The organism is Paenibacillus pabuli, from assembly GCF_039831995.1.
Taxonomy (GTDB): domain Bacteria; phylum Bacillota; class Bacilli; order Paenibacillales; family Paenibacillaceae; genus Paenibacillus; species Paenibacillus pabuli_C.
This window is the reverse complement of sequence record NZ_JBDOIO010000005.1, coordinates 795,440-815,287: the sequence shown is the minus strand read 5'-3', so window position 1 is coordinate 815,287 and position 19,848 is coordinate 795,440. Positions and strand designations below refer to the sequence as shown.

General features: G+C 46.5%; 16 protein-coding genes. 6 read left to right on the top strand and 10 right to left on the bottom strand.

All coding sequences use genetic code 11. The features are described 5' to 3' along the window. Positions 1 to 52: 52 nt before the first annotated feature. Positions 53 to 2,605, bottom strand: a complete 2,553-nt coding sequence (gyrA, locus tag ABGV42_RS30365; protein ID WP_347385036.1) for a DNA gyrase subunit A — start codon at positions 2,603 to 2,605, stop codon at positions 53 to 55. 422 nt (positions 2,606 to 3,027) lie between these two features. Here gyrA and ABGV42_RS30360 point away from each other — a divergent pair, with 422 nt between their 5' ends. Further along, on the top strand, positions 3,028 to 3,981 hold the full coding sequence (locus ABGV42_RS30360) for a YheC/YheD family protein (RefSeq protein WP_347385035.1): 954 nt from the start codon (positions 3,028 to 3,030) through the stop codon (positions 3,979 to 3,981). A 70-nt stretch (positions 3,982 to 4,051) separates the two neighbouring features. Here ABGV42_RS30360 and gyrB read toward each other — a convergent pair whose 3' ends face one another. The 9 genes from gyrB to ABGV42_RS30315 all read right to left on the bottom strand — a co-directional run bounded on the left by gyrB (position 4,052) and on the right by ABGV42_RS30315 (position 15,082). Continuing rightward, the gene (gene gyrB, locus ABGV42_RS30355) at positions 4,052 to 5,962 is read right to left on the bottom strand and encodes a DNA topoisomerase (ATP-hydrolyzing) subunit B (protein WP_347385034.1); all 1,911 of its coding nucleotides are present in this window, start codon (positions 5,960 to 5,962) and stop codon (positions 4,052 to 4,054) included. Between the two features lie 147 nt (positions 5,963 to 6,109). After that, positions 6,110 to 6,358 carry an extracellular matrix regulator RemB gene (remB, locus tag ABGV42_RS30350; protein ID WP_095293520.1) on the bottom strand — a complete coding sequence of 83 codons (249 nt, stop codon included), beginning with the start codon at positions 6,356 to 6,358 and terminating at the stop codon, positions 6,110 to 6,112. A gap of 13 nt (positions 6,359 to 6,371) precedes the next feature. Continuing rightward, positions 6,372 to 7,484, bottom strand: a complete 1,113-nt coding sequence (recF, locus tag ABGV42_RS30345; RefSeq protein WP_095293519.1) for a DNA replication/repair protein RecF — start codon at positions 7,482 to 7,484, stop codon at positions 6,372 to 6,374. Positions 7,485 to 7,538: 54 nt separating this feature from the next. Then, on the bottom strand, positions 7,539 to 7,754 hold the full coding sequence (gene yaaA, locus ABGV42_RS30340) for a S4 domain-containing protein YaaA (RefSeq protein WP_056697580.1): 216 nt from the start codon (positions 7,752 to 7,754) through the stop codon (positions 7,539 to 7,541). Positions 7,755 to 7,770: 16 nt separating this feature from the next. Next, positions 7,771 to 8,913 (bottom strand): DNA polymerase III subunit beta, encoded by a 1,143-nt coding sequence (dnaN, locus tag ABGV42_RS30335; protein WP_095362172.1) that lies wholly within the window; start codon positions 8,911 to 8,913, stop codon positions 7,771 to 7,773. 220 nt (positions 8,914 to 9,133) lie between these two features. Further along, positions 9,134 to 10,480, bottom strand: a complete 1,347-nt coding sequence (gene dnaA / locus ABGV42_RS30330) for a chromosomal replication initiator protein DnaA (RefSeq protein WP_347385033.1) — start codon at positions 10,478 to 10,480, stop codon at positions 9,134 to 9,136. A 742-nt stretch (positions 10,481 to 11,222) separates the two neighbouring features. After that, positions 11,223 to 12,770: a gluconokinase gene (gene gntK, locus ABGV42_RS30325; RefSeq protein ID WP_347385032.1), complete on the bottom strand. Its 1,548-nt coding sequence runs from the start codon at positions 12,768 to 12,770 to the stop codon at positions 11,223 to 11,225. A gap of 59 nt (positions 12,771 to 12,829) precedes the next feature. Beyond that, a complete protein-coding gene (locus ABGV42_RS30320) occupies positions 12,830 to 14,191 on the bottom strand; it encodes a GntP family permease (RefSeq protein ID WP_347385031.1) in 1,362 nt (453 codons plus the stop codon). 216 nt (positions 14,192 to 14,407) lie between these two features. Next, the gene (locus tag ABGV42_RS30315; protein WP_347385030.1) at positions 14,408 to 15,082 is read right to left on the bottom strand and encodes a GntR family transcriptional regulator; all 675 of its coding nucleotides are present in this window, start codon (positions 15,080 to 15,082) and stop codon (positions 14,408 to 14,410) included. A gap of 807 nt (positions 15,083 to 15,889) precedes the next feature. On the opposite strand from ABGV42_RS30315, the gene rpmH reads away from it, so the two are divergent. The 5 genes from rpmH to mnmE all read left to right on the top strand — a co-directional run bounded on the left by rpmH (position 15,890) and on the right by mnmE (position 19,824). After that, positions 15,890 to 16,024, top strand: a complete 135-nt coding sequence (rpmH, locus tag ABGV42_RS30310) for a 50S ribosomal protein L34 (RefSeq protein ID WP_024629517.1) — start codon at positions 15,890 to 15,892, stop codon at positions 16,022 to 16,024. Between the two features lie 273 nt (positions 16,025 to 16,297). After that, on the top strand, positions 16,298 to 16,648 hold the full coding sequence (rnpA, locus tag ABGV42_RS30305; RefSeq protein ID WP_175394208.1) for a ribonuclease P protein component: 351 nt from the start codon (positions 16,298 to 16,300) through the stop codon (positions 16,646 to 16,648). A gap of 74 nt (positions 16,649 to 16,722) precedes the next feature. Further along, positions 16,723 to 17,601: a YidC/Oxa1 family membrane protein insertase gene (locus ABGV42_RS30300; RefSeq protein ID WP_095362179.1), complete on the top strand. Its 879-nt coding sequence runs from the start codon at positions 16,723 to 16,725 to the stop codon at positions 17,599 to 17,601. Further along, complete coding sequence (jag, locus tag ABGV42_RS30295) at positions 17,598 to 18,299, top strand: RNA-binding cell elongation regulator Jag/EloR (RefSeq protein WP_095293511.1); 702 nt, start codon at positions 17,598 to 17,600, stop codon at positions 18,297 to 18,299. The genes ABGV42_RS30300 and jag overlap by 4 nt, the downstream gene beginning before the upstream one ends. A gap of 148 nt (positions 18,300 to 18,447) precedes the next feature. Beyond that, positions 18,448 to 19,824, top strand: coding sequence for a tRNA uridine-5-carboxymethylaminomethyl(34) synthesis GTPase MnmE (mnmE, locus tag ABGV42_RS30290; RefSeq protein ID WP_347385029.1), 1,377 nt, complete (start codon positions 18,448 to 18,450; stop codon positions 19,822 to 19,824). Positions 19,825 to 19,848: the final 24 nt, after the last annotated feature.

The window sequence follows — 19,848 nt, the reverse complement described above, 5'->3', positions numbered from 1 at the left end:
TCTTCATATCTTACTTCAACTATTTCATGACTGGTCCTGTTGTAAAGACATTTTAAGCCTCAGAATCAGAATCGTCGCCTTCAGTTTCCGCCTCTATACCTGCGTCCTCACTTGGGCTTACCGCTGTACCTTCTGCATCTCCTGCTTCCAGTCCTTCCAGTAACTCTTCATCTGGTTCTTCTTCATTTTTGTCAATCCGGCTGACTGTGGCTACAGCATCTTCATCACGAATATGAATCAGCTTCACACCTTGCGTGTATCGACCCATCGTGGAAATGCCCTCCATACTCATGCGAATCAATGTACCACTCGACGTGATAATCATCAGATCCTCTTCCGTTTTAACCATTTTGAGACTCACTACCCCACCATTCTTCTCTGTAACGTTAATGGTTTTAATCCCTTTACCGCCACGAGTCTGCATACGATAATCGCTGACAGGGGTACGTTTACCATAACCTTTGGCTGTAACAATCAGAACGTCAAGCTCCTGATCGACAACGTCCATACCAATGACAACATCGCCCTCATCCAGTGTGATTCCTTTGACCCCGGTTGCACTCCGTCCCATAGAACGAACATTAGCTTCCGAGAAGCGAATAGACATTCCGTGTGAAGTACCCATGATGATCTCTTGCTGACCATCTGTGAGCTTAACCTCTATGAGAGCATCGTCATCACGCAAGGAGATCCCGATCAGACCGCCTTTGCGAATATTGGTGTAATCCTCAAGCGGTGTCTTCTTCACAACACCCTGACGAGTAGCGAAGAACAGATACTTGTCGCTTTCGAATTCCTGCACCGGAATCACGGCGTTAACCGACTCTCCCTGTTCGATCTGAATCAGGTTAATAATCGGTGTTCCTCGGGCTGTACGTCCAAGCTCTGGAATCTCATAAGCTTTCAGACGATATACCTTACCCTTGTCCGTAAAGAACATGAGGTAGTTGTGAGAGTTGGTTACGAATAGATGCTCGACAAAGTCGGTATCCTTGGTATCCATGCCCACAACTCCACGTCCGCCCCGCTTCTGACTGCGGTATGTCGATACCGGCAGACGCTTCACATAGCCCGTGTGTGTAATGGTGATAATCACCTCTTCACGCGGAATCAGATCCTCATCCAGGATACTTTCTTCCCCAATGGTGATTTCTGTACGGCGATCGTCACCGAAGCGCTCACGAATTTCTTGCAGCTCTTCACTGATAATTTCGAGTACCAGGTGCTCATTGGCCAGAATCTCGCGATACTCCGCAATTTTAACCATAAGCTCGTTATATTCGTTCTCAATACGTTCCCGTTCCAAACCTGTGAGGCGCTGCAAACGCATATCTAGAATCGCTTGAGCCTGATCATGACTAAGCGAGAACCGCTCAATCAAACCTTCTCTGGCTGCGTCTGTATTACTGGAGGAACGAATCAACGCAATAATCTCATCGATATGATCGAGTGCAATGCGCAAACCTTCCAGAATATGTGCACGGGCTTCCGCTTTTCTCAACTCGAATTGTGTACGTCTACGAATAACCTCAATCTGATGCTGCAAGTAGTGGTACAACACTTCACGCAGGTTCAGGATTTTCGGTTCCTTATTCACAATCGCCAGCATATTGATACCGAACGTCGACTGCATTGCCGTGTGCTTGTACAAGTTGTTCAATACAACACCAGGGTTCACATCTCTGCGAAGCTCAATGACAATCCGCATCCCGTTACGGTCGGATTCATCCCGAAGATCTGTAATACCATCAATTTTCTTATCACGAACCAACTCAGCAATTTTCTCCACCAGTCTTGCCTTGTTTACCTGGTAAGGAATCTCGGTAACAACGATACGTGCCTTGTTGTTATTTTCCTCGATATTGGTTTTGGCCCGCATTGTAACAGAACCGCGACCTGTCTGGTAAGCCTGACGAATACCGGAGCGTCCCAGAATATAACCGGCCGTTGGAAAGTCTGGTCCATGAATGTAGTCCATCAATTCCATCGAAGTAATATCCGGATTTTTAATCATGGCCTGAACGCCGTCAATCACCTCTCCCAGGTTGTGAGGAGGGATGTTCGTTGCCATACCTACCGCAATCCCGCCGACACCATTGACAAGCAAGTTAGGAAAACGAGCTGGCAAAACAACTGGTTCACTCTCTTCACCGTCATAGTTCGGCTGGAAATCGATCGTATCCTTGTTGATATCTCTAAGCATCTCCATGGCAATCTTGGACAAACGTGCCTCCGTATAACGCATGGCTGCTGCCATGTCGCCATCGACGGATCCAAAGTTACCGTGGCCATCAACATGCATGTAACGCAGGGAGAAATCCTGTGCCATCCGTACCATCGTTTCGTATACGGCAGAGTCACCGTGCGGGTGATACTTACCGATAACTTCGCCGACGATTCTGGCTGATTTTTTATGTGGTTTATCCGGTGTCATGCCTAGCTCAGACATTGCGTATAAAATACGCCGGTGAACCGGCTTCAATCCGTCACGTACGTCGGGCAGGGCACGGCTAACAATGATGCTCATCGCATAATCCATAAACGATTCACGCATCTCGACGCCAATATCCCGATCTTTAATCTGCGAGTTCATTTCTTCCGCCATGCTGGACCTCCTTCTTGTCCTTCAACAAACGTTCCATTCAGTCATTAAATATTATATGTGAAAAGCCTAACAAGGCTAAAACCGCGCAAGAACGCTACTCTTTATTATATTACTTTCACAAAAGTTACACAATTAAACGTCCGCTGGGTAATAGCCTTTCTTCCGGGAACTTTATGCAGTCTGGGGATTAGCCCTGCCTTCCTCTCCGTTTGCACATACAATGCTAGAAAAGTGGCAAATGTACTGTGTGTTTTAAGGCTGGTGCCGTTCCCGTTTTACGTCCAAACTAGCATTTGTACAGCCAAACGCACAAAACGTCATATTTCTCTATTATACCACTGATCTCGTCTCTTGTCCTTTGATTTCTCCGTACTGCTGCTCTTAAGGAACTCTGATTAAAACAAGGAAGGACTGGTGGCTTCTTGAGTATCCAGCGCGTCTCCAGCAAATGGACCAAAACGGTTGTGTTGCAGCGCAGTCGTACTGTGAATGAATATATACCTGTCACGAGGCAATACAATCGCCAAACGCTTGAACGAATGACAGAACTGTTTGAGCTCAATTATATTAAGCCTGATCATGGGACCTACGGTAATGGGGTAATGCGGGTAAAAACAATTCATTCCTTCAATGCAACTTCGATCTCTGATCATTCCCATGCGGAAGAAGACATTTCTGAGGAAGCAAACACACCCCTGTCATCCTCCCTTAGCGAATCCAATTCACAGGATTTTGAGACTTCCTCGCTCCAGGTTACATCCTATCAGCTCCAATATGGCACGAAACAGGAGTCTTATCCGTCTCTCGAGGAACTCTATAAGGCTCTGGAAGAGCGAATTCAGGGACACGTTTACCTTATTCAGCAGGGTATCCCTCTCCTCAAACACGAAGATCTGCCATTTGACTTACGCGTGCTCACGCAAAAAAATCTGAAGAACACCTGGGAGACAACAGGTATTTTGGGCAGAATTGCTGCACCGGGAAAAATCATAACCAATATTCATGGTGGCGGACGGCTGGCCACATTCGAAGAACTGGTTATGCCCCATCTTCATGCAACCGGATTACAGAAGCTACGGAGCGAGCTTTATCGACTTGGTGTTTATACTGCCGTTCAGTTGCAAAAGTCGTTTCCAAGACTCAAAGAGATCGGAATTGATATTGCCCTCGATGAAACAGGCCGCCCTTGGATCCTGGAGGTTAACACATTACCTGGTATCTATGCCTTTGGCTTACTACCTGACAAAGAGGCTTATCGCAAGATCAAACGATATGCAATTGCCTACGGCAGGTTGCCCTCCAAAAAAAAGAAAACATTACGCAATGCTGCAAAACCAAAAGCATCCTCTTCTAAAGCGAAAAGTCGGGTTCGCTAACCTTTGCATTTCCTGGTTCAACTGCTATGAAAGTAAAAAAGGCGCCCAGCAGGCGCCTCTTCTCGTATCATCAGATATCGAGGTTTTTCACATATTTCGCATTTTCCTGAATAAAGTCACGACGAGGTTCAACATTATCTCCCATCAGGGTATCAAACATCGCGTCCGCAAGCATTGCATCACTGATCGATACTTGCAGCATCGTCCGGCTTTCAGGGTCCATCGTGGTTTCCCACAGCTGTCCGGCATTCATCTCGCCAAGACCTTTGTAGCGCTGAACATTGAACTTGGCATTTTCACCAAGACTCGCAATAATTTCATCACGTTCCTTCTCGGAACCGGCATAACGAATCACTTTGTTGCGCTCAATTTTGAACAATGGCGGTTGTGCAATGTACACATAGCCTGCCTCAATGATTTTGCGCATATAACGATACAGGAATGTCAGCAGCAGTGTCCGGATATGGGCTCCATCGACATCGGCATCGGTCATCAAAATGATTTTGTGATACCGGGCTTTCGAAATATCGAAGTCGTCACCAATCCCCGTACCCATTGCAGTGATGATTGCTCTAATCTCTGCATTACCGAGGATCCGGTCAAGACGGGCTTTTTCCACGTTCAGAATTTTACCGCGCAGCGGCAAAATCGCCTGGAAATGACGGTCACGGCCCTGTTTCGCAGAGCCACCAGCTGAGTCACCTTCGACGATATACAGTTCACTGATCGAAGCGTCCTTGGAGGAGCAGTCAGCCAGTTTACCTGGCAGGGAGCTCACTTCAAGTGCACCCTTACGCCGAGTCAATTCCCGAGCCTTACGTGCTGCTTCACGCGCACGAGCTGCTTGCAATCCTTTTTCCAGAATGCGGCGGGAAACCGATGGATTCTCCTCAAGGAACTCCTGAAGTTTCTCGGCAAACAGGGACTCTACAATTCCGCGCACTTCGCTGTTACCCAGCTTCGTCTTGGTCTGTCCTTCAAACTGCGGCTCAGGAATCTTGACGGAAATGATGGCCGTCAGACCTTCACGTACGTCATCTCCGGACAAGTTACCAGTACTGTCCTTGATTACACCGGCTTTGCGGGCATAGTCATTAATGATCCGGGTCAATGCACTCTTGAAGCCCGATTCATGCGTTCCGCCCTCATGCGTATTGATATTATTGGCAAAAGAATAAATATTCTCGGTGTAATTGTCATTGTATTGCAGGGCAACTTCCACCTGGATATTATCTCTGGAGCCTTCAACGTAAATCGGATTTTCATGCAGTACTTCACGCTTCTGATTCAGGAAGGAGACGTACTCGATAATCCCGCCTTCGTACAGGAACGAGTTGGTTGCACCTGTGCGCTCATCCGTCAACGTAAGACCGATGCCCTTATTCAGGAACGCCAGCTCACGAATACGGGTAAGCAAAGTATCGTAGTCGTACACCAACGTCTCAGTGAAAATTTCCGGATCCGGATGGAACGTAACCGTTGTTCCCGTTTCGTCTGTTGTCCCGATTGTTTTCAAGTCATATTGTGGTGCACCACGACGGTATTCCTGTTGATAAACATGGCCGTCAACCTTAACGGTGACAACAACTTTTGCTGATAGAGCATTGACGACGGATACACCCACACCATGTAGTCCACCGGATACTTTGTACCCGCCGCCACCAAATTTACCTCCTGCATGGAGGACGGTCATAACAACCTCAAGTGCAGGACGTTTCATTTTGGCATGTTCGCCTACGGGAATTCCACGTCCATTATCGACTACAGTGACGCTGTTATCTTCATGGATAGTAACTTCGATATGATCGCAGTAACCTGCGAGTGCTTCATCGATACTGTTGTCCACTACTTCCCAGACCAGATGATGCAGACCTTTGGCACTGGTGGAACCAATATACATCCCTGGACGTTTACGAACGGCTTCCAGTCCTTCAAGAACCTGAATTTCATCTGCACCATATGACGGTTGATTCATAGACATGCTTCCACCTACTTCTATAGATTCAATATCGTAAATATGCGTTAACTAAGAACGCATGCTGAAAATGGCCATCTGCCCTTAATTTCAACAAGCAGTTCAAATAAAGACAAGCAGTAGAAGGGATACATATAACCTACTTATGACGATCTAAAGATCAGGAAAAATGTGAGCCCGCTTCTTCAGCGTGGCTGAGGAAATAGGTGAATAGTACACAATGTTCTTGGTCACGACAATAGACTTGGCTTCCTCTTCACCGATGCGTTCCACTGTTTTTTCCTGCTCGGCATGCGTGACATACTGCTTGGAGATTTTAGAGGATTTTTCAATCGATATATCAAAAATAGCGACCAATTCGGAAGAACGGATAATTTTCTCGCCACCCAGATGAATGTACATGTCCCCTCACTCCTTAGCGTTCAACCTGTCCGGCATGAACATGATAAATACTGGCATCTTTGAGCTTGTCAACGTTCAGGCTCTCGATTCCCGTAGCTGTAATAAAGGTTTGCACCTTACTCTGGAACGTTTCGATCAGCTGCGTCTGACGGAAAGGATCCAGCTCAGACAACACATCGTCAAGCAGCAGGACCGGATATTCTCCGATTTCTTCGTGGATCAGTTCAATCTCCGCAAGTTTAAGGGACAACGCCGTTGTGCGCTGCTGCCCCTGCGAACCATACGTTTGTACTTCCCGGTCGTTAATGAAAAAGGACAGGTCATCCCGGTGCGGCCCACTAAGGGTTGTGCCCCGGCGAATCTCCTGCTCTTTCATTTGTGATAATTTTATCATAAATTGGTCCATTAAAACAGCTTCATCTTCCTCAGCGGCTTCACTGAAGGATGGAAGATAGGCCAGACGCAGCACTTCTCCGCCTCCGGTGATCCCCTGATGAATCGTTTCGGCCCACTTTTGCAGTTTCTTTATGAATTGTTTCCTTTTTTTGACGATTTTAACACCATGCTCCGCCAGCTGTTCATTCCAGATCTCAAGCATCGTCTGGGCAGATGCATCCTTGCCCCATAACTGCTTCAGCAGGTTGTTTCGCTGAACCAGCACTTTCTGATACTGCTGAAGATGGTATAGATAGCCTGGCGCCACCTGCCCGATCTCCATGTCAAGAAACCGGCGGCGTACCCCCGGTGTACCTTTGACAATCTCCAGATCTTCCGGTGCAAACATGACCACATTAAGCGCACCGACAAAATCGCTTAACTTTCGCTGCTCAAGCCCGTTAATTTTGGCCTTCTTCCCTTGTTGCGACAAAGACAGCTCTAGATTGACAGTTCCATACTTTTTGTCGACTTCTGCTGCAAGCCTGGCTCGTTCCTCACCGAAACGGATCAACTCCTTGTCGCGGGATGTACGGTGGCTCTTGGTGAGCGCAAGCACAAAGATGGCCTCTGCAAGATTGGTTTTACCTTGGGCATTTTGCCCAATTAACAGATTCACTGGACCGAAAGATTCCAGTTTCAGATGTTCATAATTGCGGAACTGCTGCAGATCAATGCTGTTGACAAACAAGCGGTTACCCTCCCTTTTATCCCGTCCGTCAGGAGGCAGCAGGGATCAAACTGTTTATTCTGCGGCAACTTCGAACGCGCCTTCTCCGTCCACCTCAACGATATCCCCAGGGTATAACTTGCGTCCCCGGCGTTCTTCTGGCTCTTTATTCACACGTACAAGTCCTTCCTGAAGCAGGGCTTTGGCCATGCCTCCGGTCGGGATGCAATCTGCCAGTTTCAAAAATTGGTCAAGCTTAATATATTCCGTACGAATCGTTACTCGGTTCACTGGAATCTTCCTTTCGTTAGTTGGTCGTCCGGTAAGGCAAGATGACGTAAAGGCTGTGACTGTCATCCAGCGGCTTCAAAATGATCGGGCTCATGACGCCGGTAAAAGCAATCATCAGCTGCTCACTCTCCACCACTTTCAGCACATCCAGCATATATTTGGAGTTGAACGAGATTTTCAGCGGATCGCCGGTAAATTCGGCAGGTTCAATTTCTTCTCTTACTTTCCCCAGCTCAGAGGAGCTTGATGAAATTTCGATTGTTCCGGATTCCATCGTCTGCATGCGCACAATGTTGGTTTTTTCTTCACGAGACAGCAAATAGGCCCGGTCAATTGACTCACTTAATTTTTTTGTATCCAAAACAAGTTCTGTTTTGTACGAAGTCGGAATAATTCTAGAAGTATCCGGATATGTTCCGTCCAAAATGCGTGAATAGAACAGGACACGATCAATTTTGAACAGGACCTGGTTGTCGGCAACAACGATATCCACAAGTGTATTTTGATCCGGCACAATTTTGCTGAGTTCGTTCAGCGTTTTACCCGAGATGACGACATTGTTGAAACGTACTCCCTCTGCATTATCCAGCATTGCTGAACGAGTAGCAAGACGGTGACGGTCGGTTGCCACAAATTTCAACTCATTATCCCCAAGGCTCCAGAGTACACCCGTCAGGATTGGAGTCGTTTCGTGGGTGGAAATGGAGAATACCGTTTGCTTCACCATGTTCTTAAGCAGATCTCCAGGAATGGAGACCGTTTGGTTCTCTTCGATGCTTGGCAATACCGGGAATTCTTCCGGATCCAGACCAACCAGCTGAATTTCGGTAGCGCCTGCTGAGATGAAGGTGTTGAAATTGTCTTTGACCTCCATGTGGATTTCCTGGGAAGGCAGTTTTTTGATGATCTCGACAAAAAACTTGGCTGGCAGTACAACACTACCTGGTTGTTCAACCTGAACTACGCTTTTATCTCCCTCTTCAAGCGGGATAAAGGATTGAATCGATATATCCGTGTCACTTGCTGTCAACGTCACACCTTGATGATTAACGTCGAATTTGATCCCGCTCAAGATGGGGATTGTCGTGCGGCTGGAGATGGCTTTGGATACATGCTGGATAGATTCGTTCAGATAGCTTTTCATTATGCTGATTTTCATGGTTTCACTCCTAGCGGATTTTTTGGGTGTTTGGGTATTGAAAGGTGTTAATCAAAAGGCCGGAGGCCGAGCTTCAAACGGCGTATTTGGAGATGATATCTTTTAGATCTTTATAGTAATAATAGTAATAGGGGCACTGAATATGTGGATAAGTGGGTATAAACCCATAAAATTAAGCCTATCCACATGTGTACACGTTGTGCATAGGCTTGGGACTTGTTCAGGTTTGATTCTTTATTTTTTCGGTTAAGTTGTTGATAACTTTATAGAGCTCCTGATCGACTTTGATCGATTGGGAGATTTTTTCGTGTGCATGAATGACTGTCGTATGATCTCGTCCTCCGAATGCTTCCCCAATTTTGGGCAAAGAGAAATCGGTCAGTTCACGCGATAGATACATGGCAATCTGTCTAGGGAAAGCAACGGCTTTGGTCCGCTTCCGTGCTTTGAAATCTTCAAGCTTAAGGCTGTAATACTCGCCGACCTTTTGTTGGATGTCTTGAATAGTGATCATTTTAGGACGGCTGGAAGGAATGATATCCTTCAATGCTTCTGCAGCCAGATGAGTCGTTACGTCTTGATTCGTCAGTGAAGAGTAGGCAACTACTCGAATTAGTGCACCTTCCAGTTCACGAATATTGGTGTCGATCTGGTTGGCGATGTACATCATTGCTTCGTTAGGAATATCGAGGTTTTCCGCACGCGCCTTTTTACGCAAAATGGCGATCCGTGTCTCGAGATCCGGAGGCTGGATATCCGTAATTAATCCCCATTCGAAGCGGGAACGAAGCCGCTCTTCCAGGGTCGGAATTTCCTTCGGTGGTCTGTCGCTGGAGATAATGATCTGTTTCCGCTCCTCATGCAGCGCATTAAACGTATGGAAAAATTCCTCTTGTGTCGATTCTTTTCCCGCCAAGAACTGAATATCATCTATAAGCAGAATATCGACATTCCGGTATTTGTTACGGAAGCTCTCCCCGCGGTTGTCACGGATGGAGTTAATGAATTCGTTCGTAAATTTCTCAGATGACAAATAAACAACCTTGCTCCCCGGATCATGCTCCAAAACGTAATGGCCAATGGCATGCATCAAGTGGGTTTTGCCGAGTCCAACTCCCCCGTATAAAAACAAAGGATTGTACGCTTTGGCGGGCGCTTCAGCGACCGCCAGCGATGCGGCATGGGCAAAACGGTTGCCTGGTCCAATGACAAATGTATCGAATGTATATTTTGGATTCAGCATGCTGAGTACCGCTTCTTCCTGAACTACCGTAGGCGTTGGTGCCGGCAGCTGCGGATCCGGTTCAGCAGGCTTGTTCTCTTCGATGACAAATTTCACATCGACTTGTTTGCCTAGCAGTTCATATACTGTCGAGCCAACCAATTTGGTGTAACGGCTCTCCAGCCATTCGACGGCAAACGTAGTTGGCGCGGAAATGACGATTGAACTGTCATTCAGCTTCGTTGCTTTGGTGGCTTTGAACCAGGTATCGAAGCTGGGTTTGCTGAGCTTGTTTTGTATGATTGATAAAATTTGCTGCCATAAATCAGAAGTATGGCTGTCCACAGACTGTCACTCCTTTTACATGTTCCAAGTGTGGCTTAAGCCATGATGCAGTGTCGAAATACGAGATATATTGTTGAATTTATCCCCAAACCCCCGCAGGTCGAAAACAAAAAAAGAATGAACAACGGAAAATTGTTCACAACTTTATCCACAGGCTGTTGATAATATTATGAGTCAGATCACATATTCACATCCAAAAGTAATACAATCATAGCAAAAGAAGCCCCGCATTTCAACGTATCGCGAGATTTTATCCACAAATTCAATAACTTGTGTATAATTTTTAATCACAACACAATATATTGTTTATAAATTGTTTAATTTTCGACAGGATGAACCAGAAAGCCAAAATGTTTTATACACAGGTTGTCCGTCGAAAATCGCTGAATTGTGTGTAAAATGACCCCAAAGTTGTGAATAACACGTCTGTGGATAACCACGTATTCAGAATGGCAGGTTTGGGGATCTGTTGAAGTTCGCCTCTTTAACCTCATCTAGGGTTGTTTGCATAAGCTGGGTTTTGAGGGATCGAAAATGGAGGCAGTCAAGCCGATTAGCATGAAAAGAGGCAGGTTGACGTGCTGGATGGATGGAGGAAGGATGACATGAATTTCGGGTGTGATTGCTGAATTTGAATTAATAGATTGAACCAAATAAATGGACGAAAAAAAGAGGTTGTTCCTTAAGGCCAACGTGTGGTCTAAGTGAACAACCTCTTTTTTGGTGATTATTGAGGAAACATTTACTCGGTTCTTAAGGACAATTTGCGCTGGAATTCCGCAATATCTGCATATTCCTCTTCAAGTTTGCGCGAGATGCGAATGAAAATGGGGAGCAGTTCACGGTAAATTGCTGCGTTTTCTCGAACAGGGGTATGTCTGTGTGTTGTACCCACCATAGAAGAGACGGCATGAAGTGACTTGATTCGTCCTGTAGCGTACAGACCAAGGACCACGGCGCCCAGACAGGAGCTTTCGAAGCTCTCCGGGACAACGACCTCCTGATTGAAAATATCGGACATCATCTGACGCCAGAGAGGGGAACGTGCGAATCCTCCGGTAGCCTGAATGGAGGTTGGTTGCCCGATCTGTTCTTCCATGGCCAGCAAGACGGTATACAGGTTGAAAATAACCCCTTCCAGAACAGCACGAATCATGTGCTCTTTCTGATGATGGAGAGTCAAACCAAAGAAGGAACCACGGGCATCCGGATTCCATAGTGGGGCACGCTCTCCTGATAAATAAGGATGGAACAGTAGTCCTTCAGATCCCGGACTGACTCGCTCAGCAATTTTGGTTAGGACGTCGTACGAATTGATACCAAGCCTTTTCGCTGTTTCCACTTCAGACGCTGCGAATTCGTCACGCACCCAGCGAAACAGCATGCCACCGTTATTCACAGGCCCGCCAACGACCCAGAGATCCTCAGTAAGGGCATAACAGAAGGTCCGTCCTTTGGGATCGGTAACAGGGCGATCAACGACCGTACGAATGGCACCACTGGTACCAATAGTTGCTGCCACAACTCCAGGCTCGATGGCGTTTACGCCGAGATTGGATAAAACCCCGTCACTTGCTCCGATCACAAAAGGAGTAGAGGGGGATAGTCCCATTTTTTCTGCACATTCGCTGTCCATTCCCTCTATAGTATATGTCGTTGGAACAAGCTTCGAGAGGTGTTCAGGTGTGATCCCTGCAACCTCCAGCGCTTCCGTATCCCAATCCAGCTCTTCCAGATTGAGAAGACCGGTGCAGGAAGCGATGGAATGATCCACTATATATTGTCCGAACAAACGGAAGAACAGATACTCTTTAATGGAGATAAACTTGGCTGTACGCTGGAAAAGATCAGGTTCATCATGACGCAGCCACATGAGCTTGGTTAGTGGAGACATGGGATGGATAGGTGTACCTGTACGCAAATAGATGCGATGACCTTGCCCGCTCTCCTGTAATTGGGCTGACCAGGCTGCACTTCGGTTATCGGCCCAAGTAATGCAGCGAGTGAGCGGCTTATGATCTTGGCCCATGGCAATCACACTGTGCATGGCAGAGCTGCAGGACAAAAACATGATTTGTCCTGCACTTACGCCGCTCTGATCCATGATCCCACGTACGGAGCGAATAGCGGCTTGTACAATTTCCTCCGGATCCTGCTCAGCTACATCAGGCGCAGGTGTATATAGAGGATATTCCTGAGTTGAAGTGCTCACAACCTCACCTTGCTCCGTAAATAGTACGGATTTGGTGCTGGTGGTCCCGATATCCATGCCAATCATATATTTTTTCATTTGGTGTAATCCTTCTTTCCCTTGATACGGTGAAATTTTATCTTCTAATAGATGCAATCTTAAATCACGGTACTAAGCAGCAAAATAAAGATCAGTCCAACGACGGATAATAGTGTTTCCATAACGGTCCACGTTTTCAGTGTCTGGGAGACGCTCATATTAAAGAACTCCTTAATCATCCAGAAGCCCGCGTCATTCACGTGGGACAAAACAAGTGAGCCTGCACCAGTAGCAAGTACAACCAGCTCAATATTAGCTCCTGGAGTCAGCGCTAGAACCGGAGCAACGATACCAGCTGCCGTAGTCATGGCGACCGTTGCCGAGCCTGTGGCTACCCGAATCAGTGCAGCTACCAGCCAAGCAAACAAAATGACGTTGATATTGGCATGAGTAGCGACTTCTGCGATCGCATTGCCGACACCGCTATTGATCAAGACTTGTTTAAATGCGCCGCCCCCACCAATAATGAGGATGATGGTCGCCGTAGGCGCCAGACATTCACTGGTAAAGCGGGAAATATCGTGTTTCGTAAATCCGCGTGCGAAGCCGAGCGAAAAGAGGGCAAACACAACGGATATCAACAGGGCAATGATCTCATGCCCGATAAACTCACTGAAGACCGTAAAGCCGCTTGTGGCATTGGGGTCTACGATATTGGCAATGGAGCCGATCAGCATAAGGATGACTGGCAGCAAGATCGTAAACAGGGTAATGCCGAACCCTGGAAGATTGGTGCTTTTTTTCGTTGCGAACTGCTCTGCCAGCTCCGCTGGCGGTTCAGTGTGTATTCTTTTGCCGATAAATTTACCGAACAAAGGACCTGCAATAATAGCTGTCGGAATACCAACAATGAGGGAGTACAGAATGGTTTTCCCTAAATCGGCGTTGAATGCATCAATAGCAATCATTGGAGCCGGATGCGGTGGAACCAGACCATGTACAGTCGACAGACCCGCCAAAATCGGAATCCCGATCTGCAGGAGCGACATATTCGTTTTGCGTGCAACGGTGAAAATGATCGGAATCAGCAGAATTACGCCAACTTCGAAGAAGACAGGAATACCCACGATAAATCCAACGATCATCATGGCCCAGTGCACACGTTTAACGCCGAAGCGATCAACCAGTGTGGTCGCGATTCGTTCGGCACCGCCTGATTCAGCCATCATTTTACCCAGCATCGTGCCAAGCCCGATAACAATGGCTATTGTTCCAAGCGTACCGCCGAGTCCGCCTGTAATGGACGAGATGACATCGGCAGGTTTCATGCCTGCAAGCAGACCAAGCATCAATGCGGATATTAAAAGGGTAACGAAGGGATTCCATTTATATTTGGAGATCAACACGATCAGAAATACGATCGCAATCAATGTCCAAACTAATAATGTTGCATTATGGGATAGTCCAAAAAGAGTGCTCATGATGTATGCTCCTTTGTTTTGAATATAAACGCTTACAAGTGAATTTGCCGTCAGGGAAGTTTTTCTCCCTATAATATGTCCAAAAATATGAAACTAAATCGCATTTTGTATACTTGTCGACAAGTTGAGCGGCAATCCATCCAGCCGGATGTGATTGCGAGTAGTCGACAGTATTTAAACCCAAAATGTAAACTTTAAAACGTTCTCGTTTCATTGTTAGGAGTCGAAGCTTTCATGCAGGGTTTTGCCGGAATCCTGAAAGTACGTACGCACTCCGGCCTGAATGGATGCTTTGTCACCTGATTCAAGTGCTTCAATGAGCAATCGGTGTTTTTGAATTACAGCGCTTACTTTTGGATCGCCCTGAACAAACACCCTTCGGGTTGTGAGCAGCATAACCGTCATGACAACATAACGAATGCTTCTCCATAAATGGGAAATACGGGAATGCTCGGCGGCCTCGATGATGGTCTCATGGAAGGTCAGATCCTGATAAGCAAACTCGATGGCATCCTGATGCCTGCCAGCCAGCTCCATTTTGTCCAGTATATTACGAAGCGAAGTAATCAATTGCTCGGGAACGGACCCGGCAAGTCGCTGCTGGACAAAGCTCTCAATCAGAAAACGGACATCGTACAGCTCTTCAACATCCTTGATCTTCAATCCAAGAACGACCACACCCATCCGTTCAAGCCGAATCAGGCCTTCATTCGACAGTGTTCTCAAAGCTTCGCGGACAGGTGATCGACTGCTTTCAAAATCAGCGGCGATTCGATTCTCAGACAAAATTTCTCCAGGACGCAGGGTTCCACTGATGATGCGCAGCCTTAATTCGCAGGCGATGGCTTCCCCGCGGGAAGCTCCCTGCAGCCAGGAAGAAGGAAACAACATAATGGCTAACGCTCCTATTCAAATAATCAGTTCATGTAGGTCCAACATTCGGTACTCCATCCAAATGGACCTGTACACTGATCATAGCACAACCTTTTTGCAGTTTGCATGCTGTCTGAAAGGAAGCCAAAGTCCATAACATAGTTTCTTCTTCTTGCCGTTTTTCAAAGAGCCCAGTTTCATTACTTTTGTAAACCAAAGAGAGTTAGGGTAATGCGAAAATTTCCTCAATGGATACGTAAGTATACTTGTATACAAGATGTGTTTTTTATCCTACACCTTTCTTGAAAGCTTGTAAACCTTCAAATTAAAGCGGATACATTAAATTTTAAATTGGCAAAAGTATTTATAAATTCGCTAAGTGAGTTGAGAAAGATAATTAGAGAGTTTGTCACCTTCAGGAGGGAGACGTAGATCGATTTACCAAGGAAATTTCCTATGAATAAAATAAGTTAAATCCGTTATCCACATGTGAATAACTTCAGGTTATTAAAGTGGAGGGAGAGAGGTGAGTGAGAAATCCAGATCGGGGTGTGGATAACCCTTGAAGTGACGAATATAAAGACTGCGCAAAGCCAGTTGGGGATAACTTTTCTCGCATCAGAATTCTTTTATTCAAAATCAAATTCTGCGGTAAGGAGTACGAGCTCTGAAGGGAAGGCTGGAAAGGGCTTTAAAAAGAGGGAGAATCTAAGGGGGATAGAGTTGACTTTTCCAGGTGTACGTGGTTAAATGTATAAAGGTGTTTTCTGTGAAGATGAAAATGATTCATCACATAAGTATTTCCTTGTAAGGAGGTGCAATACATTGAGACCTACATTCAAACCGAACGTAAGCAAACGTAAAAAAGTTCATGGTTTCCGGAAAAGAATGAGCACGAGCAACGGCCGTAAAGTTTTGGCTGCACGTCGCCTGAAAGGCCGTAAAGTCCTGAGTGCTTAATGCATGAGAAGACCACCGAGTGTGGTCTTTTTTTTCTTAAAATGTGTCATTTTAGACTGGATGCTGATAAAGATCGGGCCTAAATTGGCTGCGAAAAAGGTTAGTTCTCTCATTGAAGAACGATCAATCAGTTACGAAATTTTTTAAAAAAGTTTCCTTATATATAATGAAGTTGTCATTAGAGCGGTTTACCGTTATTCAAGAAAGCCTATACTAAATCAGTAATGAGGCCTCCGTCAATATGGATGGTGGAGAACAGCAAGGAGAAGCGCCGTGTATAAAAGACTGCGTTTGCGAAACCGGGCGGACTTTAGCCGCGTATACCGGTATGGGAAATCTTTTGCCAATCATCAATTTGTGGTGTATGGCTGCCGCCGTAAAGATACGGAGCAATTCCGGGTAGGTGTATCATGCAGCAAGAAAATCGGAAACGCTGTTGTACGAAACCGGATGAGACGCATGATTAAGGAAATTATAAGGCACCGTGAAAAAGAGATTGTCACACAAATGGACCTGATCTTCATCGTGAGAAAAGGTGCGCTGGACATGACCTATCAGGAAATGGAGAAAAGTCTGCTGCACGTCATGCGCAAAGCGGCTCTTCTTAAGCCTAACAAACGGTAAGCTTCGGTTTATTTGTCCTCCTAATTATGGTATGATTTACGGTGGAATGGAATGGTTAAGAGAGGGGTTATGAAGTGTCGCGATTGAAGACATCAAAGGGGAAGTGGATTCTCCTCATTGCAGTCATTGCAATGGTCACTGTACTCGCCGGATGTACTCCACAAGGAGCCGGGGTTACTACGGAAGATCTGAAGAATAGTGGCTCATTCTGGCAAAGCAATGTTGTGTACTGGTTCTCACTGGCGCTCGATACATTCGCCAACTGGTTTAACGGTGAATATGGACTAGCTGTCCTAGTCATGGTGCTGATTGTGCGGACGTTGATTTTGCCACTAACAATGAAGCAGGTCCGCAGCTCCAAAGCCATGCAGGCAATTCAGCCGCAGTTGAAGGAGATTCAAGCCAAGTATAAAGATACACCTGAGAAAGTTCAGCAAGAAACGATGAAGTTGTTTCAGGAGAATAAAGTTAATCCGATGGCGGGTTGTCTACCGCTTATCATTCAGATGCCGATTTACATCGCACTTTATAACTCAATTTACGGAAACTCCAGTCTGAGAACCCATGATTTCTTGTGGCTCCAGCTCGGGGAACCGGATCACCTGTTTATACTGCCTGTGCTGGCTGCCATCACAACATTCGTACAAACATGGATGATGATGCGCATGAATCCTGCACAACAGGTTGGACCGATGCAGTTTATGCTGTGGGTTTACCCTATCTTGATCTTCGTGATGTCCTACCAGTTCCCGTCAGCACTTCCGCTGTACTGGTTCTACAGTAACATCTACACGATCGTGCAAAACTATTTCCTTTACCGGAATAATGATAAAGTCGTGGCTGAAGTCAACGTGAAGCAGAATAGTTCCTCCAAAAATGGAGCTAAACGCAAAAACGGTGGCAAGGCAACCGTCTCTGGAAAAGGGTCGAAAGGGGCCAAAAAATCGAAATGACCAAAGTCATTGCGTCAGGAAAAACCGTTGAAGATGCTGTAAACCAAGGATTGGCTGAGCTTGGCGTGAGCCGGGACAAGGTCGAGATACAAGTGTTAGAGCAGCCGTCAAAAGGATTCCTGGGTTTGATCGGGGTAAAGGCGGCGAAAGTTGAAGTCAAGCTTCTGCCTGTGCCCGAAGCTGTACCACAGCGGGTCGAGCCGGCCGCACATGTACCTCAGGTTGAAGCTAAGCTTGAGGATGTCGCAGCTAAAAATCCCTATGAGGAAGCGGCTGCTTTCTTGAAAGAAGTAGCAGCAGGTATGGGACTGGATGTTGAAGTGGATATCAAAAAACAGCGGGATGGACATATCTTCAATATTGCCGGGGAAGACCTTGGCATGATTATTGGCAGGCGTGGACAGACCCTGGATGCACTTCAATATCTAACGAACATTGTAGCTAACCGTTATTCGGAAAGTTTCGTTCGAATTGTGCTGGATGCGGAGAATTTCCGTCAACGCCGGCGGAAGACGCTTGAGGATCTGGCTGAACGCCTGGCGGGACAAGCGATCCGTTCCGGCAAGGAAGTTGTCCTGGAGCCGATGCCTCCACTTGAACGCAAAGTCATTCATGCGAAACTGCAAAATCACCCGCAGATTAAGACGTACAGTAAGGGCGAAGAGCCCAATCGGCGCGTGGTCATTATGACGAAATAACACGAAATTGAAGACGCAATGGCTTCCTGCCCGGTGCAGAAGCCATTGCTTTTTTCGTAGATAAGTATGTTGATGAGAACTCAAACCATGAAATTCAGATGTCGGTCCGAAGGACAACCATTTTAAAATAGAGCAGGGAGAGATAACGATGATCAGTGATACGATCACAGCGATATCCACGGCTGTTGGCGAAGCAGGGATTGCTGTTATTCGGGTCAGCGGTCCGGATGCAGTATCGGAGACGGAGAAAATTTTCCGCAGTAAAACCCCTTTAACCCAAGCCGCATCTCATACCGTTCACTACGGTCATATCATTGAACCTGGCAGCGGTGAGAAAATTGAAGAAGTGTTGGTTACGGTTATGCGGGCACCTCGTTCATTTACAACGGAAGATGTAGTTGAGATTAGTGCGCATGGTGGAGTAGTCTCCGTGAAAAGGGTTTTGGATCTCCTGCTTCAGCTCAATATTCGCCTTGCAGAGCCAGGTGAATTTACGAAGCGAGCTTTCCTGAATGGACGGATTGATCTGTCACAGGCCGAAGGCGTCATGGATCTCATTCGTTCCAAGTCGGATCGAGCGTTCTCGGTAGCACTCAAACAAGTGGAGGGAAAGCTGTCTTCCAAACTGCGTGATCTGAGACATACTTTGGTGGAAACTCTGGCTCATATCGAAGTGAACATTGACTATCCCGAGCATGACGTGGAGTCGCTAACCGCTGATTTTATTAAAGAAAAATCCAGTCTGGTCATGACTGAAATTGATAAATTGCTGGTAACGGCAGAACAGGGCAAGATATTACGTGAAGGAATTACGACAGCAATTGTAGGGCGGCCGAACGTAGGAAAATCCTCATTGCTTAATGCACTCGCTCAGGACAACCGGGCTATTGTAACAGACATTCCGGGAACGACGCGAGATGTCATTGAGGAATTTGTTACGATTAACAACATCCCGCTTAAGCTGCTGGATACAGCCGGCATTCGGGAAACGATGGACGTCGTCGAGAGAATCGGGGTAGAACGATCCCGCTCTGCCGTTGCAGAAGCCGATCTGTTGTTGATGGTGATTAATGCGGCAGAGCCACTGCACCAGGATGAGATCGAATTATTGGAACAAATCCGCGGTAGACAATCAATTATCATTATGAATAAAATGGACTTAGCGCCGCAGGCAGACCGCGACATTCTGCTTCGTTACATCCCGGAAGAGCGCCTTGTTCCGATGTCGGTGAAGGATGATCTGGGTGTTGATCGCTTGGAAGAGGCCATCTCTACCTTGTTCTTCAGTGGCAAGCTGGAGTCGGCAGACTTGACGTATGTCAGCAATGTACGCCATATTGCTTTGCTCAAAAAGGCGAAGCAATCCTTAGTTGATGCATACGAGGCAGCAGAACAGCTCATTCCAATTGATATGATTCAGATTGATGTACGTCTCGCGTGGGAGCACCTTGGTGAGATTGTGGGCGATACGGCACATGACGCGCTGATTGATCAGATTTTCTCCCAGTTCTGTCTAGGAAAGTAAAATGAACAAACATACTTCTTGTGA

What these genes read in the sequence shown, in the direction of transcription:
- ABGV42_RS30315 (WP_347385030.1), bottom strand. Translation starts at nt 15,082, where the DNA reads ATGTTGTTTCCTTCTTCCTGGCTGCAGGGAGCTTCCCGCGGGGAAGCC.
- mnmE (WP_347385029.1), top strand. Translation starts at nt 18,448, where the DNA reads ATGATCAGTGATACGATCACAGCGATATCCACGGCTGTTGGCGAAGCA.
- jag (WP_095293511.1), top strand. Translation starts at nt 17,598, where the DNA reads ATGACCAAAGTCATTGCGTCAGGAAAAACCGTTGAAGATGCTGTAAAC.
- gyrA (WP_347385036.1), bottom strand. Translation starts at nt 2,605, where the DNA reads ATGGCGGAAGAAATGAACTCGCAGATTAAAGATCGGGATATTGGCGTC.
- gntK (WP_347385032.1), bottom strand. Translation starts at nt 12,770, where the DNA reads ATGAAAAAATATATGATTGGCATGGATATCGGGACCACCAGCACCAAA.
- ABGV42_RS30320 (WP_347385031.1), bottom strand. Translation starts at nt 14,191, where the DNA reads ATGAGCACTCTTTTTGGACTATCCCATAATGCAACATTATTAGTTTGG.
- gyrB (WP_347385034.1), bottom strand. Translation starts at nt 5,962, where the DNA reads ATGTCTATGAATCAACCGTCATATGGTGCAGATGAAATTCAGGTTCTT.
- dnaN (WP_095362172.1), bottom strand. Translation starts at nt 8,913, where the DNA reads ATGAAAATCAGCATAATGAAAAGCTATCTGAACGAATCTATCCAGCAT.
- remB (WP_095293520.1), bottom strand. Translation starts at nt 6,358, where the DNA reads ATGTACATTCATCTGGGTGGCGAGAAAATTATCCGTTCTTCCGAATTG.